General features: G+C 71.3%; 21 protein-coding genes. 14 read left to right on the top strand and 7 right to left on the bottom strand.

Annotation, left to right across the window (positions count from 1 at the left end; all coding sequences use genetic code 11):
* Window positions 1-105 precede the first annotated feature (105 nt).
* From ACIBK6_RS18005 to ACIBK6_RS17960, 10 genes are all read left to right on the top strand, one after another.
* Window positions 106-1,803 (top strand): nitrite/sulfite reductase, encoded by a 1,698-nt coding sequence (locus tag ACIBK6_RS18005; RefSeq protein WP_399052230.1) that lies wholly within the window; start codon window positions 106-108, stop codon window positions 1,801-1,803.
* A complete protein-coding gene (locus ACIBK6_RS18000) occupies window positions 1,800-1,979 on the top strand; it encodes a hypothetical protein (protein ID WP_393468786.1) in 180 nt (59 codons plus the stop codon). Before ACIBK6_RS18005 ends, ACIBK6_RS18000 begins: the two co-directional genes overlap by 4 nt.
* On the top strand, window positions 1,976-2,701 hold the full coding sequence (locus tag ACIBK6_RS17995) for a phosphoadenylyl-sulfate reductase (RefSeq protein ID WP_399052229.1): 726 nt from the start codon (window positions 1,976-1,978) through the stop codon (window positions 2,699-2,701). The genes ACIBK6_RS18000 and ACIBK6_RS17995 overlap by 4 nt, the downstream gene beginning before the upstream one ends.
* Window positions 2,702-2,730: 29 nt before the next feature.
* Window positions 2,731-3,276, top strand: a complete 546-nt coding sequence (cysC, locus tag ACIBK6_RS17990; protein ID WP_399052505.1) for an adenylyl-sulfate kinase — start codon at window positions 2,731-2,733, stop codon at window positions 3,274-3,276.
* Window positions 3,273-4,208, top strand: coding sequence for a sulfate adenylyltransferase subunit CysD (gene cysD / locus ACIBK6_RS17985; RefSeq protein WP_399052228.1), 936 nt, complete (start codon window positions 3,273-3,275; stop codon window positions 4,206-4,208). The genes cysC and cysD overlap by 4 nt, the downstream gene beginning before the upstream one ends.
* A 1-nt stretch (window position 4,209) precedes the next feature.
* Window positions 4,210-5,559: a sulfate adenylyltransferase subunit 1 gene (locus ACIBK6_RS17980; RefSeq protein WP_399052227.1), complete on the top strand. Its 1,350-nt coding sequence runs from the start codon at window positions 4,210-4,212 to the stop codon at window positions 5,557-5,559.
* Window positions 5,560-5,792: 233 nt separating this feature from the next.
* Complete coding sequence (locus ACIBK6_RS17975) at window positions 5,793-6,908, top strand: aliphatic sulfonate ABC transporter substrate-binding protein (RefSeq protein ID WP_399052226.1); 1,116 nt, start codon at window positions 5,793-5,795, stop codon at window positions 6,906-6,908.
* Between the two features lie 46 nt (window positions 6,909-6,954).
* Window positions 6,955-7,749, top strand: coding sequence for an ABC transporter ATP-binding protein (locus ACIBK6_RS17970; protein WP_399052225.1), 795 nt, complete (start codon window positions 6,955-6,957; stop codon window positions 7,747-7,749).
* Window positions 7,736-8,626, top strand: a complete 891-nt coding sequence (locus ACIBK6_RS17965; RefSeq protein ID WP_399052224.1) for an ABC transporter permease — start codon at window positions 7,736-7,738, stop codon at window positions 8,624-8,626. Before ACIBK6_RS17970 ends, ACIBK6_RS17965 begins: the two co-directional genes overlap by 14 nt.
* Before the next feature lie 6 nt (window positions 8,627-8,632).
* Entirely contained in the window at window positions 8,633-9,376 is a 744-nt protein-coding gene (locus ACIBK6_RS17960) for a sirohydrochlorin chelatase (RefSeq protein ID WP_399052223.1), read from the top strand.
* A gap of 268 nt (window positions 9,377-9,644) precedes the next feature.
* Here ACIBK6_RS17960 and ACIBK6_RS17955 read toward each other — a convergent pair whose 3' ends face one another.
* Both ACIBK6_RS17955 and ACIBK6_RS17950 read right to left on the bottom strand, forming a co-directional pair.
* Window positions 9,645-10,223, bottom strand: a complete 579-nt coding sequence (locus tag ACIBK6_RS17955) for a TIGR03086 family metal-binding protein (RefSeq protein ID WP_399052222.1) — start codon at window positions 10,221-10,223, stop codon at window positions 9,645-9,647.
* A gap of 70 nt (window positions 10,224-10,293) precedes the next feature.
* Window positions 10,294-10,926 carry a DsbA family protein gene (locus ACIBK6_RS17950; protein WP_399052221.1) on the bottom strand — a complete coding sequence of 211 codons (633 nt, stop codon included), beginning with the start codon at window positions 10,924-10,926 and terminating at the stop codon, window positions 10,294-10,296.
* Between the two features lie 145 nt (window positions 10,927-11,071).
* On the opposite strand from ACIBK6_RS17950, the gene ACIBK6_RS17945 reads away from it, so the two are divergent.
* Window positions 11,072-11,923: an aldo/keto reductase gene (locus tag ACIBK6_RS17945; protein ID WP_399052220.1), complete on the top strand. Its 852-nt coding sequence runs from the start codon at window positions 11,072-11,074 to the stop codon at window positions 11,921-11,923.
* Between the two features lie 151 nt (window positions 11,924-12,074).
* On the opposite strand, the gene ACIBK6_RS17940 is transcribed toward ACIBK6_RS17945, so the two are convergent.
* The gene (locus ACIBK6_RS17940; RefSeq protein WP_399052219.1) at window positions 12,075-12,635 is read right to left on the bottom strand and encodes a DUF1697 domain-containing protein; all 561 of its coding nucleotides are present in this window, start codon (window positions 12,633-12,635) and stop codon (window positions 12,075-12,077) included.
* Window positions 12,636-12,712: 77 nt separating this feature from the next.
* Window positions 12,713-13,918 carry a S8 family serine peptidase gene (locus ACIBK6_RS17935; RefSeq protein ID WP_399052218.1) on the bottom strand — a complete coding sequence of 402 codons (1,206 nt, stop codon included), beginning with the start codon at window positions 13,916-13,918 and terminating at the stop codon, window positions 12,713-12,715.
* Between the two features lie 449 nt (window positions 13,919-14,367).
* Here ACIBK6_RS17935 and ACIBK6_RS17930 point away from each other — a divergent pair, with 449 nt between their 5' ends.
* Window positions 14,368-15,279 (top strand): phosphotransferase enzyme family protein, encoded by a 912-nt coding sequence (locus ACIBK6_RS17930; protein ID WP_399052217.1) that lies wholly within the window; start codon window positions 14,368-14,370, stop codon window positions 15,277-15,279.
* Window positions 15,280-15,428: 149 nt separating this feature from the next.
* On the opposite strand, the gene ACIBK6_RS17925 is transcribed toward ACIBK6_RS17930, so the two are convergent.
* Together ACIBK6_RS17925 and ACIBK6_RS17920 are read right to left on the bottom strand one after the other, a co-directional pair.
* Window positions 15,429-16,151, bottom strand: coding sequence for a 3'-5' exonuclease (locus ACIBK6_RS17925; protein ID WP_399052216.1), 723 nt, complete (start codon window positions 16,149-16,151; stop codon window positions 15,429-15,431).
* Between the two features lie 109 nt (window positions 16,152-16,260).
* Complete coding sequence (locus tag ACIBK6_RS17920; RefSeq protein WP_399052215.1) at window positions 16,261-17,496, bottom strand: SAV2148 family HEPN domain-containing protein; 1,236 nt, start codon at window positions 17,494-17,496, stop codon at window positions 16,261-16,263.
* Between the two features lie 324 nt (window positions 17,497-17,820).
* Between ACIBK6_RS17920 and glgX the strand changes: the two genes are divergently transcribed.
* Both glgX and treY read left to right on the top strand, forming a co-directional pair.
* On the top strand, window positions 17,821-19,941 hold the full coding sequence (glgX, locus tag ACIBK6_RS17915) for a glycogen debranching protein GlgX (RefSeq protein WP_399052214.1): 2,121 nt from the start codon (window positions 17,821-17,823) through the stop codon (window positions 19,939-19,941).
* Between the two features lie 199 nt (window positions 19,942-20,140).
* Window positions 20,141-22,492, top strand: a complete 2,352-nt coding sequence (gene treY / locus ACIBK6_RS17910) for a malto-oligosyltrehalose synthase (protein WP_399052213.1) — start codon at window positions 20,141-20,143, stop codon at window positions 22,490-22,492.
* On the opposite strand, the gene ACIBK6_RS17905 is transcribed toward treY, so the two are convergent.
* Entirely contained in the window at window positions 22,452-23,486 is a 1,035-nt protein-coding gene (locus ACIBK6_RS17905; protein WP_399052212.1) for a cytochrome P450, read from the bottom strand. The two genes, treY and ACIBK6_RS17905, sit on opposite strands and share 41 nt — an antisense overlap.
* Window positions 23,487-23,551: the final 65 nt, after the last annotated feature.

Genomic DNA, 23,551 nt, shown 5'->3' with positions numbered 1-23,551 from the left:
CAACGCCGCGATACATCCCTCTTTATCCTGACTGCGCACCGCCGCGCCCGAAGCGCGAGTGTGCAGGTCAGAGCCGCCCTCCTGCAGTCCCGAAGGACGTATGCCATGGCCGCCACCCCAGAGAACCCTGCCGCCACGACGCCCCGCCGCAAGCCGGGGCGCCACCGTGGTGAAGGCCAGTGGGCCGTTGGCCATTTCACGCCCCTCAACGGGAACGAGCAGTTCAAGAAGGACGACGACGGTCTCAATGTGCGGACACGCATTGAGACGATCTACTCCCGGCGCGGCTTCGACTCGATCGACCCCAACGACCTGCGCGGCCGGATGCGCTGGTGGGGGCTGTACACCCAGCGCAGGCAGGGCATCGACGGCGGCAAGACCGCGATCCTGGAGCCGGAGGAGCTGGACGACGAGTACTTCATGCTCCGGGTCCGCATCGACGGCGGGCGGCTGACCACCGAGCAACTGCGGGTGATCGGCGAGATCTCGCAGGAGTTCGCGCGCGGCACCGCCGACATCACCGACCGGCAGAACATCCAGTACCACTGGATCCGCATCGAGGACGTCCCGGAGATCTGGAACCGCCTCGAAGCGGTCGGCCTGTCCACGACCGAGGCCTGCGGCGACACGCCCCGCGTCATCCTCGGCTCGCCCGTCGCGGGCATCGCCGAGGACGAGATCATCGACGGCACCCCGGCCGTGGACGAGATCCACCGGCGGTTCATCGGCAACCCGGCCTTCTCCAACCTGCCCCGCAAGTTCAAGAGCGCGATCTCCGGCTCCCCGCAGCTGGACGTCGCGCACGAGATCAACGACATCGCCTTCGTCGGCGTCGTCCACCCCGAGCACGGACCCGGCTTCGACCTGTGGGTGGGCGGCGGCCTGTCCACCAACCCCAAGCTCGGTGTGCGGCTCGGCGCCTGGGTGCCGCTCGACGAGGTGCCGGACGTCTTCGAGGGCGTCATCTCGATCTTCCGCGACTACGGCTACCGGCGGCTACGCACCCGCGCCCGGCTGAAGTTCCTGGTCGCGGACTGGGGCCCGGAGAAGTTCCGCCAGGTGCTCCAGGACGAGTACCTCAAGCGCGAGCTCATCGACGGGCCCGCGCCCGAGCAGCCCAAGGGCGTCTGGCGCGACCACCTCGGTGTGCACCGGCAGAACGACGGCCGCTGCTACGTCGGCTTCGCCCCCCGGGTGGGCCGCGTGGACGGCACGACGCTGAGCAAGATCGCCGAGCTCGCCGAGACGCACGGCTCCGGCCGGCTGCGTACCACCGCCGAGCAGAAGATGATCGTGCTCGACGTCGAGGAGGCGCAGGTCGAATCGCTCGTCTCCGGCCTGGAGGCGCTCGACCTCAAGGTCAACGCCTCGCCGTTCCGGCGCGGCACGATGGCCTGCACCGGCATCGAGTTCTGCAAGCTGGCCATCGTCGAGACCAAGGCGCGCGGCGCAGCCCTCATCGACGAACTGGAGCGCCGCATCCCGGAGTTCGACGAGCCGATCACCATCAACATCAACGGCTGCCCCAACGCCTGCGCCCGCATCCAGGTCGCGGACATCGGCCTCAAGGGCCAGCTGATGCTCGACGCGGACGGGAACCAGGTCGAGGGCTTCCAGGTGCACCTGGGCGGCGCGCTCGGTCTGGAGGCCGGGTTCGGCCGCAAGGTCCGCGGCCTGAAGGTCACTTCGACCGAGCTGCCCGACTACATCGAGCGGGTCCTCGGGCGCTTCCAGGCGGAGCGCGCCGCGGGCGAGCGGTTCGCCACCTGGGCGTCCCGCGCCTCCGAGGAGGCGCTGTCATGAGTGAGCGTGCGGCCCCCTTCCACTGCCCGTACTGCGGGGACGAGGACCTGCGTCCGAATGAAACCGGACACGGCGCCTGGGAATGCGCGGCGTGCAACCGGGCCTTCCAGTTGAAGTTCCTCGGGCTGCTCGCCCGGGGAGTTCAGCGCAACGACGGTGGAGGGGAAGAGATATGACGGCCACTCAGACAGGTACTCAGACCGGCGCTCAGACCGCCGAGGACCTCAAGGCACTCGCCGAGCAGGCGGGCCGCGACCTCGAAGACGCCACGCCCCTGGAGATCCTCCAGTGGGCCGCCGCCACCTTCGGCAAGCGGTTCTGCGTCACCTCCTCCATGGAGGACGCGGTCGTCGCGCACCTCGCCTCGCGCGCGATGCCCGGCGCGGACGTGGTGTTCCTCGACACCGGCTACCACTTCCCCGAGACCATCGGCACCCGGGACGCGGTCGCCGAGGTGATGGACGTCAACGTCATCACCCTGACCCCGCGCCAGACGGTGGCCGAGCAGGACGCCGAGCACGGCCCGAAGCTGCACGACCGCGACCCCGACCTGTGCTGCGCGCTGCGCAAGGTCAAGCCCCTTGAGCAGGGCCTGAGTTCATACGCCGCCTGGGCGACCGGGCTGCGCCGCGACGAGTCCCCGACGCGGGCGAACACGCCGGTGGTCGGCTGGGACGAGAAGCGGCAGAAGGTCAAGGTGTCGCCGATCGCCCGCTGGACGCAGGACGACGTCGACGCCTACATCGCCGAGCACGGCGTGATCACCAACCTGCTCCTCATGGACGGCTACCCCTCGATCGGCTGCGCCCCCTGCACCCGCCGGGTCGCCGAGGGCGAGGACGCGCGGGCCGGACGCTGGGCCGGACGCAACAAGACCGAGTGTGGACTGCACGGATGACGACCCGTCAGAACAACCAGGAGACTTCGATGAGCGTGACGGAGGCGGGAGCCACCATCTGGCTGACCGGTCTGCCGAGCGCCGGCAAGACCACCATCGCGTACGAACTCGCGGGCCGGCTGCGCGCGGACGGGCACCGGGTGGAGGTGCTCGACGGCGACGAGATCCGCGAGTTCCTCTCGGCGGGCCTCGGCTTCAGCCGCGAGGACCGGCACACCAACGTCCAGCGGATCGGCTTCGTCGCCGGACTGCTCGCGGCCAACGGTGTGAAGGCGCTGGTCCCGGTGATCGCCCCGTACGCCGACAGCCGCGAGGCCGTCCGCAAGCGCCACCAGGCCGAGGGCACCGCCTATCTGGAGGTGCACGTCGCGACGCCGGTGGAGGTCTGCTCGGTACGCGATGTGAAGGGTCTGTACGCCAAGCAGGCGGCGGGCGAGATCAGCGGTCTGACCGGGGTCGACGACCCGTACGAGGCGCCCGAGGCGCCGGATCTGCGGATCGAGTCGCACCAGCAGACCGTTCAGGAGTCCGCGGCCGCGCTGCGCGCGCTGCTCACCGAGAGGGGCCTGGCATGACGACGGCGGCAACCGTGGGCGAGGGCACCGACACCCCTTACGCGCTCAGCCACCTGGACGCTCTGGAGTCCGAGGCGGTGCACATCTTCCGCGAGGTGGCGGGCGAGTTCGAGCGGCCGGTGATCCTGTTCTCCGGCGGCAAGGACTCCATCGTCATGCTGCACCTGGCTCTGAAGGCCTTCGCCCCGGCCGCCGTCCCCTTCTCGCTGCTGCACGTCGACACCGGGCACAACTTCCCCGAGGTCCTCGCCTACCGCGACCGCGTGGTGGCCGAGCACGGGCTGCGACTGCACGTCGCCTCGGTGCAGGAGTACATCGACGCCGGGAAGCTGCGCGAGCGCCCGGACGGGACCCGCAACCCGCTCCAGACGGTGCCGCTGACCGAGGCGATCCAGCAGCACCGTTTCGACGCGGTGTTCGGCGGCGGCCGGCGCGACGAGGAGAAGGCCCGCGCCAAGGAGCGGGTGTTCTCGCTGCGGGACGAGTTCTCGCAGTGGGACCCGCGCCGCCAGCGCCCCGAGCTGTGGCAGCTGTACAACGGCCGGCACGCGCCCGGCGAGCACGTCCGCGTGTTCCCGCTGTCCAACTGGACCGAGCTGGACGTGTGGCAGTACATCGCCCGCGAGGACATCGACCTGCCGCAGATCTACTTCGCCCACGAGCGCGAGGTGTTCAAGCGGTCCGGGATGTGGCTGACCGCGGGCGAGTGGGGCGGCCCGAAGGCCGAGGAGACGGTCGAGACCCGCCTGGTGCGCTACCGCACCGTCGGCGACATGTCCTGCACCGGCGCCGTCGACTCCGACGCGACGACGCTGGACGCCGTCATCACCGAGATCGCCGCGTCCCGGCTGACCGAGCGGGGCGCCACCCGCGCCGACGACAAGATGTCCGAGGCCGCGATGGAAGACCGCAAGCGCGAGGGGTACTTCTAACATGAGCACAACCGCCGAGAACGCTGCGCAGTTGGCCGATCTGTCGGCGACCACGCTCCTTCGCTTCGCGACCGCCGGGTCCGTCGACGACGGCAAGTCCACCCTGGTGGGCCGGCTCCTGCACGACTCCAAGTCGGTCCTCACCGACCAGCTGGAGGCCGTCGAGGCCGCATCGCTCAAGCGCGGTCAGGAGGCGCCCGACCTCGCGCTGCTGACCGACGGCCTGCGGGCCGAGCGCGAGCAGGGCATCACCATCGACGTCGCCTACCGCTACTTCGCGACCCCGCGGCGCCGGTTCATCCTGGCCGACACCCCCGGGCACGTGCAGTACACCCGCAACATGGTGACCGGCGCCTCCACCGCCGACCTCGCCGTGGTCCTGGTCGACGCCCGCAACGGCGTCATCGAGCAGACCCGCCGGCACGCCGCGGTCGCCGCCCTGCTGCGCGTTCCGCACGTGGTCCTCGCCGTCAACAAGATGGACCTGGTGGCGTACGAGGAGCAGGCCTTCGCGGCGATCGCCGAGGAATTCACCGCGTACGCCAGCGAGTTGGGCGTACCGGAGATCACTGCGATCCCGATCTCCGCGCTCGCCGGTGACAACGTCGTGGAGCCCAGCGCCAACATGGACTGGTACGGCGGACCCACCGTCCTTGAGCACCTGGAGACGGTCCCGGTCAGCCACGACCTCACCGGCTGCCACGCCCGGCTGCCCGTGCAGTACGTGATCCGCCCGCAGACCCCCGAACACCCCGACTACCGCGGCTACGCCGGTCAGATCGCGGCCGGTACGTTCCGCGTCGGCGAGCCCGTGACCGTGCTCCCCTCGGGGCGTACCAGCAAGGTCTCGGGGATCGACCTGCTCGGCGAGTCCGTCGACATCGCCTGGACGCCCCAGTCCGTCACCCTCCTCCTGGAGGACGACATCGACATCTCGCGTGGCGACCTGATCGTGCCGAGCGGGGACGCGCCGGCCACCACCCAGGACGTCGAGGCGACCGTCTGCCATGTGGCCGACCAGCCCCTGACGGTGGGTCAGCGGGTGCTGCTCAAGCACACCACCCGCACGGTCAAGGCGATCGTCAAGGAGATCCCGTCGCGGCTGACCCTGGACGACCTCTCCCAGCACCCGGAGCCGGGGCAGCTGGTCGCCAACGACATCGGCCGGGTGAAGGTGCGCACCGCCGAGCCGCTCGCGCTCGACTCGTACGCCGACTCCCGCCGCACCGGGTCCTTCCTGCTGATCGACCCGGCCGACGGCACCACCCTCGCGGCGGGCATGGCGGGCGAGTCCTTCGCCACCCACAAGGTCCTCAACACCGTCGCCGACGAAGAGGGCTGGGACTTCTGATGAACCAGGACGTCTACTCGACCTTCGCGAAAGAGGGCGGCCGCGTCGGCAGCGGCGCCCTCGGCAGCGGCCAGGGCGGAGTCGCCCGATGTGCGCGATGACGTACGCGCACCGCTCGCGCGCCAGAGTGCACCACCCTCCCCCACGCCGAAGACCCGCCGACTTCCCGGCCGCGTCCTAGAGTTGATACTCCACCGGACGTAAGCACCGGGCCTCCGAGAGGACACCCTCCCGTGCCTGCCAGCTCCAGTTTGAGGCGCAGCCTCGTCGCCGCCACCGCCCTCCCCCTCCTGTTCGGGGCGCTCGCCGCCTGCGGTTACGGCTCCCAGGCGAGCAAGGCCGACGCCGGGAAGGCCGCGCCCGCCGCGGACGGCGCGAAGAAGCTCTCCGCCGACACCGTGAAGATCGGCTACTTCCCCAATCTGACCCACGCCACCGCGCTGATCGGGGTGCAGGAGGGCCTGTTCCAGAAGGAGCTGGGCGGCACCGCCGTCAAGACGGCCACCTTCAACGCGGGACCCTCCGAGATCGAGGCCCTCAACGCGGGCTCGATCGACATCGGCTGGATCGGCCCCTCGCCGGCGATCAACGGCTACACCAAGTCCAAGGGCCAGAGCCTGCGCATCATCGGCGGCTCCGCGTCCGGCGGGGTGAAGCTGGTGGTCGACCCGGAGAAGATCAAGTCCGTGGACGAGCTCAAGGGCAAGAACATCGCGACCCCGCAGCTCGGCAACACCCAGGACGTGGCGTTCCTCAACTGGCTCTCGGACAAGGGCTGGAAGGTGGACGCGCAGAGCGGCAAGGGCGACGTCAACGTGGTCCGCACCGACAACAAGATCACCCCGGACGCCTTCAAGTCCGGGTCTGTCGACGGCGCCTGGGTGCCCGAGCCGACCGCGTCCAAGCTGGTCTCCGAGGGCGGCAAGGTGCTCCTGGACGAGTCCGACCTGTGGCCGGACCACCAGTTCGTGATCACCAACATCATCGTGTCGCAGAAGTTCCTCAAGGCACACCCCGATGTCGTGGAGGCGGTCCTGCGCGGCTCGGTGAAGACCAACGAGTGGATCGCGACCCACCCCGACCAGGCGAAGGCCTCGGCCAACGCCGCGCTCAAGACGCTCTCCGGCAAGGAACTGCCGGCGAACATCATCGACCCGGCCTGGAAGTCCATCCAGACCCTGGACGACCCGCTGGCCGCCTCCCTCCAGGCGCAGGCCGACCACGCGGTGAAGGCCGGACTCCTGAAGAAGCCCGACCTGTCGGGCATCTACGACCTGGACCCGCTCAACAAGGTCCTCAAGTCCCTGGGCCGGCCCGAGGTCGGCGACGCCGGTCTCGGCGTCAACTAGCCCCCGTCCCAAGCCGGTTCAGCAGGATTCCCAGGAGGTGACGACCATGGCCACTGCCCTCGCCAAGGCCGCGGACCGCACGGCGGCCGAGCACGAGTACGCCGCCCGGATCGGGCATGTCTCGAAGTCCTTCGGCGGTCGCGGCGGACCGCAGCTCGTCCTGGACGACATCACGCTCGATGTCGCGCCGGGCGAGTTCGTCACCCTCCTGGGCGCCTCCGGCTGCGGAAAGTCGACGCTCCTGAACCTGGTGGCGGGCCTGGACGCGCCGACCGCGGGCACCATCGAGACGCCCGGCGGGCGGCCCGCCCTGATGTTCCAGGAGCACGCCCTGTTCCCGTGGCTGACCGCGGGCAAGAACATCGAACTCGCCCTGCGGCTGCGCGGCGTCCCCAAGACCGAGCGGCGCAGCCGGGCCGAGGAGCTCCTCGAACTGGTCCGCCTGCACGGCGCGTACGGCAAGCGGGTGCACGAGCTGTCCGGCGGCATGCGCCAGCGGGTCGCGATGGCGCGGGCCATCGCCCAGGACTCCCAGCTCCTGCTGATGGACGAGCCGTTCGCGGCGCTCGACGCGATCACCCGCGACGTGCTGCACGATGAGCTGACCCGCATCTGGCGCGAGACGAAGCTGTCAGTGCTGTTCGTGACGCACAACGTGCGCGAGGCGGTCCGGCTCGCCCAGCGCGTGGTGCTGCTCTCCTCGCGGCCCGGCCGGGTGGCGCACGAGTGGACCGTGGACATCGAGCACCCGCGTCGCATCGAGGACGCCGACGTGGCGGAGCTCTCCGTCGAGATCACTGAACAACTGCGTGGGGAGATCCGCCGACATGGCCAGCACTGAGACGACTCCGGTCAAGGAACCCCACGATCTGGGCAGCCTCGAAGCGGGCCTCGACGCGCTCGAAACCGTCCAGTCCCACCGCACTCCGGTGCGCGAGGTGCTGGTCAAGAAGGTCCTGCCGCCGCTGACCGCGGTCGCCCTCGTCCTGGTGGTCTGGCAGGTCCTGGTCTCGGCGAAGGTCACCGACTCGTACAAGCTGCCCGCGCCGTCCGCGGTGTGGTCGAGCCTGACCGACATGTGGCTCCAGGGCACCCTGTTCGACATCGTGTGGACCAGCGTGTCGCGCGGTCTGCTCGGCTTCCTGCTGGCCCTGGCCATCGGCACGCCGCTCGGCCTGCTCGTCGCCCGGGTCAGGTTCGTGCGGGCCGCGATCGGCCCGATCCTGTCCGGCCTCCAGTCGCTGCCGTCGGTGGCCTGGGTCCCCCCGGCCGTGCTGTGGCTCGGCCTGAACGACTCGATGATGTACGCGGTGATCCTGCTCGGCGCGGTCCCCTCGATCGCCAACGGCCTGGTCTCCGGCGTCGACCAGGTGCCGCCGCTGTATCTGCGGGCGGGCCGCACACTGGGCGCGACCGGGGTGCGGGGCGCCTGGCACATCCTGATGCCGGCCGCGCTGCCTGGCTATCTGGCGGGCCTGAAGCAGGGCTGGGCGTTCTCCTGGCGCTCGCTGATGGCCGCCGAGATCATCGCCTCCTCGCCCGATCTGGGCCTGGGACTGGGCCAGTTGCTGGAGAACGGCCGCAACAACTCCGACATGCCCGGCATCTTCCTCGCGATCATCCTGATCCTGGTCGTGGGCATCGCCATCGACCTGCTGATCTTCAGCCCGCTGGAGCGCCGTGTGCTGCGCGGCCGCGGGCTGCTCGTGAGGGGCTGAGCCGCCGTGCACCGCCCGGTCCTGCTCGTCATAGCCCACGGCAGCCGCGATGCGCGGCACGCGGCGACCGTCCACGCCCTGGTGCGCCGGGTGCGGTCGATGAGGCCCGGGCTGCGCGTGGAGACGGGCTTCCTGGACTTCAACGCGCCGTCCGTCCCGCAGGTCCTGGACCGCCTCGCCCTGGAAGGCGTACGGGACGTGGTGGTGCTTCCCCTCCTCCTGACCCGCGCCTTCCACGCGAAGGCCGACATCCCGGCCGTACTGAGCCAGGCCCCGGCGCTGCTGAACATCAGACTCGCCGACGTCCTCGGCCCGTCCCCGCTGCTCCTCGACACCTTGGAGCGGCGGCTGTACGAGGCGGGCCTCGGGCCCGCCGACAAGCGCTCGACCGGGGTCGTACTGGCCTCGGCGGGCTCCACAGACCCGGAGGCGATCGCAGTGATCGCTGAAATCGCGCGGGAGCTGCGGCACACCGGTTGGTGCGCCGTGCGACCTGCGTTCGCCTCCGCGGCCCTGCCTCGTACCGAGGATGCGGTACGGGAGCTTCGGGCCCTGGGCGTTCGGCGGGTCGCCGTCGCCCCGTACGTCATCGCGCCCGGCTTCCTGCCCGACCGGATCGCCCGGGGTGCGGCGGACGCCGACGTTCTGGCCGAAGTACTGGGCTCCGCACCGGAGTTGGCCCGCCTGCTCCTCCTCCGGTACGAAGAGGCCAGGGTGCGGGCCTCCCGGGCCCCCGCACTCACTGCCTGAATGCAGGCCGCGCCCCGGTGGCCCTGGGGGGTCCGGGACGGAGCCCAGAAGGGGGTGCAGGGGATCCGGGAGAGCCCAGAAGGGGGTGCAGGGGGCGAAGCCCCCGCTGGGGTCCCGGGGCGGCGCCCCGGGAAAACCCTCTTCCCACCCCCGCCCCCGGGGGGTTTAGGGAAGGGGCGGGGTGGGGGTCCGTCGGGGCGCGTGCGCGGTGTACCCGGTCAGCGGTGAACCGCCGTCCACATAACCCGGGTTGAAGGTCATGTAAGCGTCACGCGGTCCAGTGCGGGTCGCGGCCCGAGACGGCCAGGGCCCGCTCCACCGTGGTGGCACCGGCCGGCAGTTCGACGGCGTCGGCGAAGCCCTGGTACTGGCGGTAGATTTCCGCGTTCCCCTCGACCACCCGCAGCACGAAGGCGGCGGACTCCTCCGAGATCCGCAGCTCCTGCCCGGTGGCACGCGCCACGTCCCAGCTGTGCATCACCAGTTCCTCGACGAGCATCGAAGCGATCTCCGCGGCGGCCATCGCGGACCCGCCCAGATCGATCTCGCCCTCCCACGTGGCCGGGTCGGCCCAGGCGGCCACGGCCCGGTCGAGCTGGGCGGCGTACTGCCGCGCCCAGTCGGGGTCGGCGGTGAAGTCGCGCGCGGTCAGCTCGTCCGGGAGCGGCTTGCGCAGGGCGCGGTGCTCCAGGCCGTGGGAGGTGTAGAGCACCCAGTGGTTGACCAGGCCCCGCACGTCCCAGTCCGAGCACGGAGTGGGTCCGGTGAGCTGTCCGGGAGTGACGCCGCGCGCGATGCGGGCGGCCTCTGCTGCACATTCGGTCATGGCACGGTGTTCGTTCTTCATGGGACCAGCATCCCGCGGCGCCCCTCCCCCGGTATTGAAAAAACGCGACAGCGGCCACCGTCGAGGGCCCTCAGTCGAAGCGGAGGGAGCCCGTCCGGGTCCGCTTGAGCTCGAAGAAGTCGGGGTACCCGGCGATGGTGCGCACGCTGTCGAAGAGCCGGGCGGCCTCCTCGCCGCGCGGGATGGCGGAGAGCACCGGACCGAAGTAGACGGTGCCGTCGAAGTGCATGGTCGGCGTGCCGACGTAGCCGTCCGCGGCCGGGTCCTTGCCCGCGTCATGGCTGCGGCGCACGGCGTCGTCGTACGCGGTGTCGTGCGCGGCGGCGGCGAGCGAGGCGGGGAGCCCGAGCTCCGCGAGGGACTGGGCGATCACCTCGTCGAAGTCCTGGTTCTTGTCCTCGTGGATGCGTGTGCCCAGCGCGGTGTACAGCTCGCGCAGCACGGCGTCACCGTGCGCCTCGGCCGCCGCGACGGCGACCCGGACGGGCCCGATCGACTTGTCGACCAACTCCCGGTACCAGTCGGGCAGTTCATTGCCGACGTTGTGGAGGTAGAGGCTCATCGCCCGGAACCGGAGGTCGATGTCGCGGTGCCGCTCGACCTCCAGCATCCAGCGGGAGGTGATCCAGGCGAAGGGGCAGGCGGGGTCGAAGTAGAAGTCGACGGTGGTGCGCTGCGCGGGCCCAGTGGTTGTGTTCGTCATACGCAGACCGTATCCGGCAAATGGCCCTCCCCTGTAGGCCACTTGATGCTATGCATGCTGGGCCACTTCAGGGTCCGGCCGTGCTCGCGCACGACAGCCTCGGCCGGGCGTCGGACGACGCGCGGCGGTTGGATACGGTCCCGGCATGATCTCTCAGACTTTTTCGCTCGGCGCGGAACGGCCCGTGCGGCGACTGGGCTTCGGCACCGCGCAGCTCACCGGCCCCGGCTACTGGGGTCCGCGCGGCGACCGGGCGGACGCGGTGGCCGTGCTGCGGCGGGCGGTCGAGCGGGGTGTCACGCTGATCGACACCGCCGACAACTACGGCCCGGAGCTGGCCGAGGAACTCATCGCGGAGGCCCTCCACCCCTACCCCGCCGATCTGGTCGTCGCGACCAAGGGCGGTGTCGTGCGGACCAGCGACAGCGCCTGGCACATCGCGGGACGGCCCGAGCAGTTGCGGGCGATGTGCGAGGCGAGCCTGCGCCGGCTCCGGGTGGAGACCATCGACCTGTATCAGTTGCACCGGCTCGACCCGGAGGTGCCGATGGCCGAACAGCTCGGCGCCCTCGATGAGTTGAGGCGGGCGGGCAAGATCCGGCACATCGGTCTGGACACCGTCTCCGCGGACCAGCTGGCGCAGGCGCTCTCGCTGACCTGCATCGCCTCGGTGCAGAACCGCTTCAACCTCCTGGACCGGGGATCGGAGGCGGTGCTGAAGCTGTGTGAGGGGCGCGGCCTGGCGTTTCTGCCCTGGTTCCCGCTGGCCAACGGTGCCCTCACGGGCGATGCGGCCGCCGCCCTCGCCCAGATCGCCGAGCGGCACGGTGCGAGCCGGGGACAGATCTCCCTGGCCTGGCTGCTGCACCGCTCCCCCGCCCTGTGCCCGACACCCGGAACCGCATCGCCCGCGCATCTGGACGAGAACCTCGACGCGGCCCGGATCCGGCTGTCGGCGGGCGAGTTGAGCGAGCTGGAGGCTCTTCAGCCGTCCTGAGCAAGCTCGCCGGCCGGCTCCGCCGTGAATGCCGAACTCGACGTACTCGGGGTGCAGCAAGGAGCCCAACAGTTCGGCGGACGAGCGGACTTTGGGGTCGAGGAGGCGCGGCTCGCCCTCGATGGCCGCCTCCACGGCGGGCCGGTCGGCCTCAGGTACCGGCCGCGTCCGTCAGCTGCGCCAGCGCCTTGACCGTGTTCCAGTTGCGGGAGGTCGCCTCGACCCCCTTGAGCAGGGTGGGCCGGAACAGGGCGGGGCCGAGCTTCGACGTGCCGAGACCCTCGGGTGTGTACAGATAGAGCACCTGGTCCCCGAGCCGGAACTCCTCGGGGAGGTAGTCGGCCGGGTCGATCGAGGCGAAGCGCTCGGCGGTGACCGGCGGCCCCGAGAAGAAGGTGGCGTGCAGTTGTCTGCCCTCCAGCTCGTCGGCCGGGAAGGGGCAGGCGTCGATGACCGCCCGCAGATAGGGGCCGCTGCGCACCATGCAGGCGACCCGGAAGCCGAAGTGCTCCTCGATGGCGGCTTCCAACTCCGCGGCCAGCGCGTCCGGGTCGTCGGATGTGCTGCTGAAGACGGCGTTGCCGCTGTTGAGGTACGTCTTCACCGCGCCGTGGCCCAGCTCGCCCAGGACTTTCCGCAGCTCGGGCATGGGAACTTTTTTGTTCCCGCCCACATTGATGCCGCGCAGCAGAGCGGCGTACGTCGTCGTCATGCGCACACCCTAGGACGGCCCCCGCGCCCCGTGGGGGACGGGCACGGGGGCCGCCGTTCAGCGCTGCCGACGGATGCCTACTCGACGATCTTCAGCAGCTTGTTCGGGGTGCCCGGGCTCGCGTTGGAGATCTTGTCGGGCGTGGCTCCCTTGGTGAGGGCGTCCGACACCTGCGCCGGGGTGGCGTCCTTGTGCCCGGCCAGATAGATGGCCGCGGCGCCGACGACGTGCGGGGTCGCCATGGACGTACCGGAAATGGTGTTGGTGGCGGTGTCGCTGGTGTTCCAGTCGGAGGTGATGTCCGAGCCGGGAGCGTACAGGTCCACCACCGAACCGAAGTTGGAGAAGCTGGACTGCTGGTCGTCCTTGGTGGAGGAGGCCACCGTGATGGCCTCCTTGACGCGGGCCGGCGAGCTGTTGCCCGCGTCGGCGGACTCGTTGCCGGCCGCCACGCCGAAGGTGACGCCGGAGGCGATCGCCTTCTGGACGGCCTCGTCCAGCGCCGGGTCGGCGGTGCCGCCGAGGCTCATGTTGGCGACGGAGGGGCCCTGGTGGTTCTTGGTGACCCAGTCGATGCCGGCGACGACCTGCTCGGTGCTGCCCGAGCCGTTGTTGTCGAGGACCCGCACGGCGACGATCTTGGCCTTCTTGGCCACGCCGTGGGCGGTGCCGGCGATGGTGCCCGCGACATGCGTGCCGTGGCCGTTGCCGTCGTCGGCCTTGTCGTTGTTGTCGACCGCGTTGAAGCCGTAGGAGGCGCGACCGCCGAAGTCCTGGTGGGAGATGCGGACACCGGTGTCGATCACATACGCGGTGACGCCTTCCCCGGCGCTGTCCGGGTAGGTGTACTTGCCGTCGCCCGCGGTCTCGGTCTGGTCGATCCGGTCGAGGCCCCAGGACGGCGGGTTCGACTGGGTCGCGCTGATGTGGAACTTCTTGTTCTGTACGACCTTGCCGACGGCCGGGTCGGCGGCGAGGCGCTTGGCCTGGGTCTGTGAAAGCCCGCTCGCGGAGAAGCCGTTGAGGGTGGAGGAGTAGTCGCGCTGGAGCTTGCCGCCGTACTCCTCGGCGAGCTTGCGCTTGGCGTCGGCGGAGGCCGACTTGTCGAGCAGGACGATGTAGCTTCCGTCGACCGCGCCCTGGGCGTTCAGTCCGTAGACCGGCCCTTCGGCGGGGGCCGCTCCGGCGAACGGGGAGTTCAGTACGGTCACTCCGGCCGCCGCGACGACGGCGGTTATGGCTGCGGTGAGCTTGATCCGGCTCGCACGCTTGTGAGTTGCCATGAAGAGGGGTCTCCTCGTCACTATATGTGGGGGGTTGGCCTACCGGAAGGAAACTTTCCGGGGCTGGTTCGAAACCCTTGCCGATTGACGCGCGCAGATCAAGGCCTTCATACAGCTGTGACTTAGCCAACAAGGTTTCGTAATAAGAAACCGGCCGTCAGGGGGCAACTCGGGCTCCGTGGAGGGCTGGTGAACACTCTGTGTGAACCCGCCGAGCATCCCTTCCGCCCCAACTCCCTTTATGCGTAAGGGGCTTCAGTGCGCCGTGCGCGGCCGCAGCGCTGGTGGCGGGCGCGCACCGGATTCCCGTCGCTGGGGAGACCCGGCTCTCGTCGCGCGGGGAGACTCGGGAAGACGCGGGGAGACGACGCGCGGCGGAGTCTGCAGCGATCAGAAACCGTCCTGAATGCGAGACTTGGCCGGTAGGCAGCGATCACCGGGAGACAACGATGGACGAGGCACGGGCCCGCGCACTGCTGGCCGCGACAGCACTGGCCGGCCCCGGCCGACCGACCGGGCTCGCGGACGCCGAGCTGCTGGCCCTGGGCGAGAACGCGGTTTTCGCGCTGCCCGGCGCCGGACCCACCCCGGCCGACGGCCTGGTCGTCAAGGTCGGCCGCGATGCCACGCACCACCCGGAGCTGCTGGAGCGCGCCGAGCGCGAAGTGGCCGTCGCGACCTGGCTCGCCGAGGCCGGGGTGCCCGCGGTGCGGGCCGCCGAACCGGAGCCGAGGCTGGTGGACGGGCACCCGGTGACGGTGTGGCACCGGCTGCCCGCCGCCGTGCGCCCGGCCGGACCGGCCGACCTCGCCGAGTTGCTGCGCCGCGTCCACGCCCTGCCGGCGCCCGGCTTCGAGCTGCCCCGCCGTGAACTCCTCTCCGGCGTCGAGCGCTGGCTACAGCTGGCCGGTGCGGCGATCGACCCGGCCGATGCCGCATATCTGCGCGCCCGCCGCGACGGCTTCGCAGCCGCGGCCGCGGCACTGACTCCTCATCTGCCGCCGGGTCCCACCCATGGCGACGCCCTCCCCCGCAATGTGTACATCGGCCCCGAAGGGCCAGTCCTGGTCGATCTGGAGACCTTCTCCTTCGACTTCCGTGAACACGACCTGGTCGTCATGGCCCTGTCCCGCGACCGGTACGGCCTGCCCGCCGAGCAGTACGACGCGTTCGTCACCGCCTACGGCTGGGACGTCCGCGCCTGGGACGGCTGCGCGGTGCTGCGCGGCGCCCGCGAGACGGCCAGCTGTGCCTGGGTCGCCCAGCACGCCCCGACCAATCCGAAGGCGCTCGAAGAGTTCCGCCGCCGCGTGGCCTCCCTGCGGGACGGCGACCCCGAGGTGCGCTGGTACCCCTTCTGACCCCCGGGGCGGACGGGCCTGCCCTCGGGCAGACGGACCCATGCCCTCCATCGGACAGGCCTCAACCGAAGGCCGGCCCTCAGCCGAAGTCCACTCCTCAGCCGCAGGCCGGTTCAACTGCGAGCCGGCCCTCAACCGCAGGCCGGTCCTCAGCCGCGCGCCGGGGCCAGTTCGCGCAGCGGCCAGGAGCCGTCGATCACGGCGTCGGCGGTGCCCTTCTTCCGCAGGAACTGCTGGAAGTCGGCCGCCCACTCGGCATACCACTGGATCTGGCGGTCGTGCAGCTCCGCCGGGCCGAGGCGCGCCACCCGCGGGTGGCGCTCGGCTATCGCCACCGCCACCCGGGCCGCGGCCAGCGCGTCGGCCCCCGCGTCGTGCGCCGCCTCCAGAACCACTCCGTACTCGGCGCACACCGCTTCGAGAGTGCGCTTGCCGCTGCGGTAGCGGTCGACGGAGCGGTCGATCGTGTACGGATCGATGACCGGCCCCGGTGCCGCGCCGTCCAACCGGTCGCTGAGCGAAGGCAGTTCGTACCGCTGCAGTTCGGCGGCGAGCAGCGTCAGGTCGAAGGCCGCGTTGTAGGCGACCACGGGCACGCCCCGGCGCCAGTGACCGGTGAGGCAATCGGCGATCTCGTCGGCCACCGCGGGCGCGGGCCGGCCTTCCGCCGCCGCCCGTTCCGTGCTGATGCCGTGGACCGCGGAGGCCTGGGCCGGGATCCGTATGCCCGGATCCGCCAGCCAGTCGCGCCGCCCCACCACATCGGCGCCCCGCACGGTGACGATCGCGGCCGACACGATGCGCGCTTCGAGCGGCTCGGTGCCGGTCGTCTCCAGGTCGAAGCCGACCAGCGGCTCCAGGTGCCAGCTCATGCTGCTGCCCCTCCTTCGTGGTGCTTTCCCCCAGTTGACGACCACCCTCGCACGCGCCACTGACAATCGGCCGGGCGGCGGGAATTCACCGCAGGAAAACCCGCCCACATCAGGACACTGGGCGCGAATCCACCCAGACCGACTCGAATTCCTCGCGATAGGTCTCGAACAGCCCGTGCTCCACATCCTGGCCGGGCCGCACCACGTCCCGCCGGCCGCCCCCGCGCAGCACGAGCACCGGCGCCTCCATGCCCCTGGCCCGGCGCAGATACGACTGGACGACCGCGACTCCGTCCGCGCCGTCGCCGTCCACCAGGTAGGCGGTGAAGCGCGGGGTCTCGTCGAAGACCTGGATCTCGAAGGCCCCAGGATCGTGCAGCCGGGCCCGAACCCGGCGCATGTGCAGGATGTTCATCTCCACCGAGCGGCTCAACTCGCCCTTTTTCAGGCCGAGTTCCCGTTCGCGGCGTTTGACAGCGCTGCTCGCCGGATTGAGGAAGAGCAGCCGGATCCGGCAGCCGGATTCAGCGAGCCGCACCAGGCGCCGCCCCGAGTAGTTCTGCACCAGGAGGTTGAGGCCGATGCCTATCGCGTCGAGGCGGCGGGCGCCGCCGAAGAGGTCTTCGGCGGGCAGCTGGCGCTGGAGCCGCACCCGGTCGGAGTGGACGGAGACGACATCGGCGTACCGGTCGCCGACCAGGTCCTCCACCGCGTCGATGGGCAGCCGGTGCGCGGCCGGGGCGCCGCTGGCGCCCCCGAGGACGTCCAGGAGCCGCGCCGAGGCCCGCTCAGCCTGGGCGAGCACCGCCTCGTTCAGCGCCCGATTGCGGGAGACGACGTTGCGCGCCACCTCCAGCTCGTCCAGGGCGAGTTCGACGTCGCGCCGGTCGTCGACGTACGGCTCGAAGCAGGGCCAGTGCTGCACCATCAGCTCGCGCAGCTGCGGGAGGGTGAGGAAGCTGAGCACATTGTCATCGGCGGGGTCGAGCAGATAGCCCTTGCGGCGCGAGACCTCGCGCACCGCGACGGCCCGCTGCACCCACTCCTGACCGGCCGGCCCGGCCGCGGCGACCACCCAGTCGTCACCGTGGACCGGCTCGTAGATCGGGCGGAGCACGGCGGCCACCACGGCACGCAGCCGCTGCTCCACCAGGTTCAGCCAGATGTAGGCGCGCCCGGCCCGCTGCGCGCGGGTACGCACCTCGCTCCAGGCGTCCGCGCCCCAGTCCAGCTCCGCCCCGATCTCCATCGGACGCGCGAGGGAGACCGCTCCGGGCGGGATGTCGCCGGCCTCCCCCTCATGACCCGCGTCACCAGGGGGCAGCTCAAGACCTCCCGAGCTCACCCACGCACCGCCTTCCGCCCCCCGGCAAACCCCTGCGAGTCCCACGCGCCCCGCACGCCCTCCAACGATCAAGGAAGGGTACTCCGGGAGCAGGAGGCGATGCAGCCGGATGGCGAGTCGAGTTTGCCAACTGGCTTGAGGATACGGGCTGTTCCACTGGGCACTATCTGCCGGAGTGAGCGGATTCATAGCCCTTGGCCGCTCCGGCCGGGTCCGGGTCACCCGTTGGCGCACCCGCACGTCCTGGGTGACGGTCGCCTTTTCGGGGAGGATCTGGACCGAGAGCCCCTCAGTACCCCGAGCGGAAGTGGAAGAGTCTTGCCCATGCAGGTGTGGCCGGGACAGGCTTACCCACTCGGCGCCACGTACGACGGCGCCGGGACCAATTTCGCGGTCTTCTCCGAGGCCGCCCGTCGGATCGAGTTGTGTCTGCTGCACGACGACGGCTCGGAGACGGCCGTCGAGCTGCGCGAGTCCGACGCCTTCGTACGCCATGCCTACCTGCCCGGCGTCCTGCCGGGCCAGCGGTACGGCTTTAGGGTGCACGGACCGTACGAGCCGCAGAAGGGGCATCGCTGCAACTCGGCGAAGCTGCTGCTCGACCCGTACGCGCGCGCCATGAGCGGCCAGGTGGAGTGGAACGAGGCGGTCTACGGCTACCACTTCGGGCGCCCCGACAGCCGCAACGACCTGGATTCGGCGCCGCACACCATGACCTCGGTGGTGGTCAATCCCTTCTTCGACTGGGGCGACGACCGGCTGCCCCGCACCGACTACCACCACACGGTGTTCTACGAGGCTCATGTCAAGGGTCTGACGATGCTGCATCCGGAGCTTCCCCCGGAGCAGCGCGGGACCTATGCGGCGCTCGCCCATCCGGCCGTGATCGAGCACCTCACCCAACTGGGCGTCACCGCACTGGAGTTGATGCCGGTGCACCAGTTCGTCCACGACCACCGGCTCGCGGACTCCGGATTGTCGAACTACTGGGGCTACAACACGATCGGCTTCTTCGCCCCGCACAACGCCTACGCATCATGGGGCGACCGCGGCCAGCAGGTGCTGGAGTTCAAACAGGCCGTGCGGGCGCTGCACGAGGCGGGCATCGAGGTGATCCTCGACGTCGTCTACAACCACACGGCGGAGGGCAGCCACCTCGGGCCGACCCTCTCCTTCCGCGGCCTGGACAACACGCAGTACTACAGGCTCGCCGACGACCTCCGTTACTACGAGGACACCACCGGCACCGGCAACAGCCTCCTGATGCGCTCCCCGCACGTGCTCCAGCTGATCATGGATTCGCTGCGGTACTGGGTGACCGAGATGCATGTGGACGGCTTCCGCTTCGACCTCGCGGCGACGCTGGCCCGCCAGTTCCACGACGTGGACCGGCTGTCGTCCTTCTTCGACCTGGTCCAGCAGGATCCGGTGGTCAGCCAGGTGAAGCTGATCGCCGAGCCCTGGGACGTGGGCGAGGGCGGCTACCAGGTGGGCAACTTCCCGCCGCTGTGGACAGAGTGGAACGGCAAGTACCGCGACACCGTACGGGACTTGTGGCGCGGCCAGCCCCGGACGCTCGCCGAATTCGCCGGCCGGCTCACCGGATCCTCCGACCTGTACCAGGACGACGGGCGCCGACCGCTCGCCTCCATCAACTTCCACACCTGCCACGACGGCTTCACCCTGAACGACCTCGTCTCGTACAACGACAAGCACAACGAGGCCAACGGCGAGGGCAACCGGGACGGCGAGAGCCACAACCGGTCCTGGAACTGCGGGACGGAGGGCGCCACCGAAGACCCCGAGGTGCGCGAGCTCCGCGCCCGCCAGATGCGGAACTTCATCGCCACCCTGATGCTGTCGCAGGGCGTGCCGATGCTCAGCCACGGCGACGAGTTCGCCCGCTCCCAGGGCGGCAACAACAACGCGTACTGCCAGGACAACGAGCTGTCCTGGGTGCACTGGCCGGACCCCGGCGACGATCCGGAGGGCACGCTGCTCGCCTTCACCCGGGCCATGGTGTGGCTGCGCCGGGACCATCCGGTCTTCCGGCGCCGGCGCTTCTTCCACGGCCGTCCGGTCCAGGGCACCCACGACGAGCTGTCGGACATCGCCTGGTTCACCCCTGAGGGTGAAGAAATGGCCGACCGGGACTGGCAGTCGGCGAGCGCGAAGGCGCTGTCGGTCTTCCTCAACGGCAACGCGATCTCCGAGCCGGGCCCGCGCGGCGAGCGGATCGGCGACGACTCGTTCCTGCTGATGTTCAACGCCAGCGCGGAGGCCATCGACTTCGTGGTGCCGGTCAACCACGGCCGGCAGTGGCAGGTGGTGGTGGACACCGCGCGGCCGGAGGGCGTGCCGCCGGGCCAGGGCCCGAAGGCGGCGGCCGGCGAGCGGCTCCCGCTGATCGGCCGGAGCCTGACCGTGCTGCGCCGGCCCGCCTGAGCGCTCTACGGGAAGTGGCGTTCGTCGGCTGGACAGCGAGCGGGCCGAGGAGGAGATCACCGGCTGTACGGTGCCGTGCGGGCGGGCACCCTTCGGCGGGCCGCCGGGATCCGGCCACCAGGCGAAGCCAACGCGCCCGACCGGGGCATCCGCTCCGGCCTGAGGCACAGAAGCCGCTCAACGGGGTACCTACGTTCGCATGACCCCGCCCACCGCGACGTACCGGCTCCAGCTCCAGCCCGCGTTCCCGTTCGCCGCCGCCGCCGAGGCGGTGCCGTACCTGGCCGGGCTCGGCGTCTCGCACCTCCATCTGTCGCCGGTCCTGGCGGCCGTGCCCGGCTCGACGCACGGGTACGACGTCACCGATCACTCGACGGTGCGCGAGGAGCTGGGCGGTGAGCCCGGGCTGCGCGGACTCGCCGCGCGGGCCAAGGAGTTCGGTCTCCAACTGATCCTCGACATCGTGCCGAACCACATGTCGGCGTCCCCGCGCCACAACCGGCAGCTGCGGGACGTGCTGCGGGCGGGCCCCTCCTCGCCGTACGCCCGGTGGTTCGACATCGACTGGGCGGCGGGCGACGGGCGGCTGCTGCTGCCGGTGCTCGCCGGGCCGCTGGGCGCGGAGCTGGACCGCCTGAGGGTGGCGGGGGACGTACTGCGCTACGGCGAGGAGCGCTTGCCGCTGCGGGAGGGCACGGCCGGTCTGCCGCTGCCCGAGCTGCTCGATGCGCAGTGGTACCGGCTCGGCTGGTGGCGGCTGGCCAGGACCGAACTCAACTACCGCCGCTTCTTCACCATTTCGGAGCTGATCGGCGTCCGGGTGGAGGAGGAAGAGGTCTTCGCGGCGACCCACGCCAAGATCCTCGAACTGGTCCGGGACGGTGTGGTGGACGGGCTGCGGGTCGACCATCCGGACGGCCTCGCGGACCCGGAGGCGTATCTGCGTCGTCTGAAGGAAGCGACGGGCGGCCGCTGGACGGTCGTGGAGAAGATCCTCACCGGCGACGAGCGGCTGCCCGCGGGGTGGCCGGTCGCAGGGACGACCGGCTATGACGCGCTGCGGCACATCGACGGCCTGTTCGTCGATCCGGTGGGAGTGCGTCAACTCAGCGCGCACTACCGGGAGTTCACCGGGCTGGAGGAGGATCTGGGGGGCGACTGGCAGCCGACGGTGCGCCGGGCCGCGTACCGGGTGTTCGACCATGAGCTGGCGGCCGAGACCGGGCACCTGGTGCGCCTCGCCCAGCGGATCTGTGCGGCGGGCGGTCCCGGGCTGCGCGACCATGCCCCCTGGGCGCTGCGGCTCGCCCTGCGGGAGTTGCTGGTCCGGATCCCGGTCTACCGTCCCTACCGGGCCGGGGCGGAGCCGGCGCTGCCCGGCTCGGCCGCCCTGGAGGCGAAGGCCGCCTTCGCGGTCGCCGAGGAGGCGGCCGCGGTGGATGTGGTACGGGATCTGGCGCTCGGGCGGCTCGGCGACGGTCCGGGGCGGGCCGCGTTCCGGGCGCGCTTCGCGCAGACGTCGTCGGCGCTGCACGCCAAGTCCGTCGAGGACACGGCCTTCTACCGCCATGCCCCGCTGCTCTCGGTCAACGAGGTGGGCGGGGATCCGGGGCGGCCTTCGGTGGAACCCGCCGAGTTCCACGCGTTCTGTGCCCGCCTCGCCCGCGACTGGCCAGCCACCGGGACCGTCCTTTCCACGCACGACACCAAGCGCAGCGCTCAGGTGCGGGCCCGCATCGCGGTGCTGTCCGAGTGCCCGCAGCGGTGGGCGGCGCTGCTCGACCGGGTCGCGGGGGCGCGGGCGCCCGATCGGATGCTGGCCTGGACGGCCTGGCAGACGTCGGTCGGGCTCGGCGGTCTGCCGGAGCCGGAGCGGCTCACGGCGGCGCTGCTCAAAGCGGTGCGCGAGGCCGGCCTGCGCACCGCGTGGACGGAGCAGGACCCGGCGTACGAGCAGGCGGTGGCCGCTTTCGTGGCGTCGGGTCCCGGCGGCGAACCGGCTTCGGCGGTACGCGAGTTCGCCGAGGAGACCCGGGCGGCCGTGCGGGCCAACAGTCTGGGGGCGGCGCTACTGCAGCTGACCATGCCGGGGGTGCCCGACCTCTACCAGGGGACGGAGGAGGAGTACACGGCGCTCGTGGACCCGGACAACCGGCGCGTCGTCCGGTTCGACCGGGCCGCCCTGGCCGCCCCCGGCGAGCAGCTCCGGGTGACCATGGCGGCCCTGCGACTGCGTCGTGAACTCCCGTACGTCTTCGGCGAGTCGGGGAGCTGTGCGGCGCTGGCCGCGCGCGGGCCCCGGGCCGGTCACTGCGTGGCGTTCTGCCGCTCGGGCGAGGTGGTCACGGCGGTGACCCGGCTCTCGCTGCGGCTGGCGGAGGCGGGCGGCTGGGCGGGGACGGAACTGCCTCTCCCGGACGGCCACTGGGCCGATGTCCTCACCCCCGGGCGGGAGTTCACCGGCGCGGTGCCCCTGGACGAACTCCTCTCCGGGCTCCCGGTGGCGCTGCTCAGCAGGGTCGTACGAGAAGGAGGCGGGGGGCCCGGGTGAGCAGTCCGCTCTCGACCGCCTCGAAGGCGTCGGCGGGGCGCAGCCCGGGCATGGCGGTGAGCAGGGCGTCGACCGCGCATTCCGCCTGGAGTTCGGCGACCCGGGCGGCCGGGCAGTCGGCGGGCCCGAAGGCGAGCCCGCCGGGGTTGGTGCGGTGCAGGTCGAAGGTGTCGGGGTGGGCGAACCGGTCGGGGTCCCGGCTCGCGGCCCCGACCAGCAGGGCGACGGCGGCCCCGGCCGGGACAGTGCCGCCGGATATCGCAAGGTCGCGGACGGCTCGGCGCAGCACCACATGGACGGGCGGATTGCGCCGCAGCGATTCGTCCCAGGCCTGCCCGATCAGCGCCGGAACCGCCTTCACCAGCTCCAACTGCTCTGGGTTCTCCAGGAGGTTGGCCATCAGCGAGGCGAGGGCCTGGCCGGTGAGTGCGGCCTGGTCGGCGCAGCGCGCGGCGAGCAGGGCGACTCCGGTGCCGCCCCGGCGCCGGCCCGCGTCGGTGGCGCAGGGAGCCGCCGCCCGGCTGCGGTCCGGGCCGCCGCAGGGGCGGCCCATCACGGCTCCGTACGAGAGTCCGGTCGCGGCGGCGATCGTGCCGGTCGGGAGCCACCGGCAGAACTCCTCGACCAGGTCGGCCTCCTGGCGTCCCGCGAGGCGGCGGGCGAGCACGTACGCGGTGCGTGCGCACACCTCCCGCAGCAGGGCGAAGGCGCTCTCGGGCGCGGAGTACTCCTGGGCGCAGTGCACCGTCCCCGGCCCGCAGCACGTTCCTCGGCGGGGGCCGACGAGGGCGGGGTCGCCGAGCGCCGGGACGACATCGGCGTACCGGCTGACCAGCCAGGCCCCGAGCCGGTCGTCCCACAGCAGGGGGTGTTCCTCGCGCAGGGTCCGGTAGAAGGCGTACGGGTCGCGGCGGGCGGCGGTCCCGAGCAGTGAATGCGCCTGCGGCGCGGGGGCGGCGGCCGGTCCCGCCTCGGGCGGCTCGACGGTGGTCATGGCGCGCCTCCCCGGTCGGCGCCCGGCGGGGCGCGGTGGTGCCGGGTCTTCGACGGGCCCGGTGG

It is taken from the genome of Streptomyces sp. NPDC050485, assembly GCF_044458185.1.
Taxonomy (GTDB): domain Bacteria; phylum Actinomycetota; class Actinomycetes; order Streptomycetales; family Streptomycetaceae; genus Streptomyces.
The sequence above is the reverse complement of the archived record's forward strand: the minus strand, read 5'-3'. Positions and strand labels throughout refer to the sequence as shown.

Excerpts from the sequence above, each read along its gene's own strand:
- ACIBK6_RS17995 (WP_399052229.1), top strand. The coding sequence starts at position 1,976 with ATGACGGCCACTCAGACAGGTACTCAGACCGGCGCTCAGACCGCCGAG.
- ACIBK6_RS18000 (WP_393468786.1), top strand. The coding sequence starts at position 1,800 with ATGAGTGAGCGTGCGGCCCCCTTCCACTGCCCGTACTGCGGGGACGAG.
- treY (WP_399052213.1), top strand. The coding sequence starts at position 20,141 with ATGACCCCGCCCACCGCGACGTACCGGCTCCAGCTCCAGCCCGCGTTC.
- ACIBK6_RS17955 (WP_399052222.1), bottom strand. The coding sequence starts at position 10,223 with ATGAAGAACGAACACCGTGCCATGACCGAATGTGCAGCAGAGGCCGCC.
- glgX (WP_399052214.1), top strand. The coding sequence starts at position 17,821 with ATGCAGGTGTGGCCGGGACAGGCTTACCCACTCGGCGCCACGTACGAC.
- ACIBK6_RS18005 (WP_399052230.1), top strand. The coding sequence starts at position 106 with ATGGCCGCCACCCCAGAGAACCCTGCCGCCACGACGCCCCGCCGCAAG.
- ACIBK6_RS17905 (WP_399052212.1), bottom strand. The coding sequence starts at position 23,486 with ATGACCACCGTCGAGCCGCCCGAGGCGGGACCGGCCGCCGCCCCCGCG.
- ACIBK6_RS17935 (WP_399052218.1), bottom strand. The coding sequence starts at position 13,918 with ATGGCAACTCACAAGCGTGCGAGCCGGATCAAGCTCACCGCAGCCATA.
- ACIBK6_RS17930 (WP_399052217.1), top strand. The coding sequence starts at position 14,368 with ATGGACGAGGCACGGGCCCGCGCACTGCTGGCCGCGACAGCACTGGCC.
- ACIBK6_RS17925 (WP_399052216.1), bottom strand. The coding sequence starts at position 16,151 with ATGAGCTGGCACCTGGAGCCGCTGGTCGGCTTCGACCTGGAGACGACC.
- ACIBK6_RS17940 (WP_399052219.1), bottom strand. The coding sequence starts at position 12,635 with ATGACGACGACGTACGCCGCTCTGCTGCGCGGCATCAATGTGGGCGGG.
- ACIBK6_RS17965 (WP_399052224.1), top strand. The coding sequence starts at position 7,736 with ATGGCCAGCACTGAGACGACTCCGGTCAAGGAACCCCACGATCTGGGC.
- ACIBK6_RS17980 (WP_399052227.1), top strand. The coding sequence starts at position 4,210 with ATGAGCACAACCGCCGAGAACGCTGCGCAGTTGGCCGATCTGTCGGCG.
- cysC (WP_399052505.1), top strand. The coding sequence starts at position 2,731 with ATGAGCGTGACGGAGGCGGGAGCCACCATCTGGCTGACCGGTCTGCCG.
- ACIBK6_RS17970 (WP_399052225.1), top strand. The coding sequence starts at position 6,955 with ATGGCCACTGCCCTCGCCAAGGCCGCGGACCGCACGGCGGCCGAGCAC.
- ACIBK6_RS17950 (WP_399052221.1), bottom strand. The coding sequence starts at position 10,926 with ATGACGAACACAACCACTGGGCCCGCGCAGCGCACCACCGTCGACTTC.
- ACIBK6_RS17945 (WP_399052220.1), top strand. The coding sequence starts at position 11,072 with ATGATCTCTCAGACTTTTTCGCTCGGCGCGGAACGGCCCGTGCGGCGA.
- cysD (WP_399052228.1), top strand. The coding sequence starts at position 3,273 with ATGACGACGGCGGCAACCGTGGGCGAGGGCACCGACACCCCTTACGCG.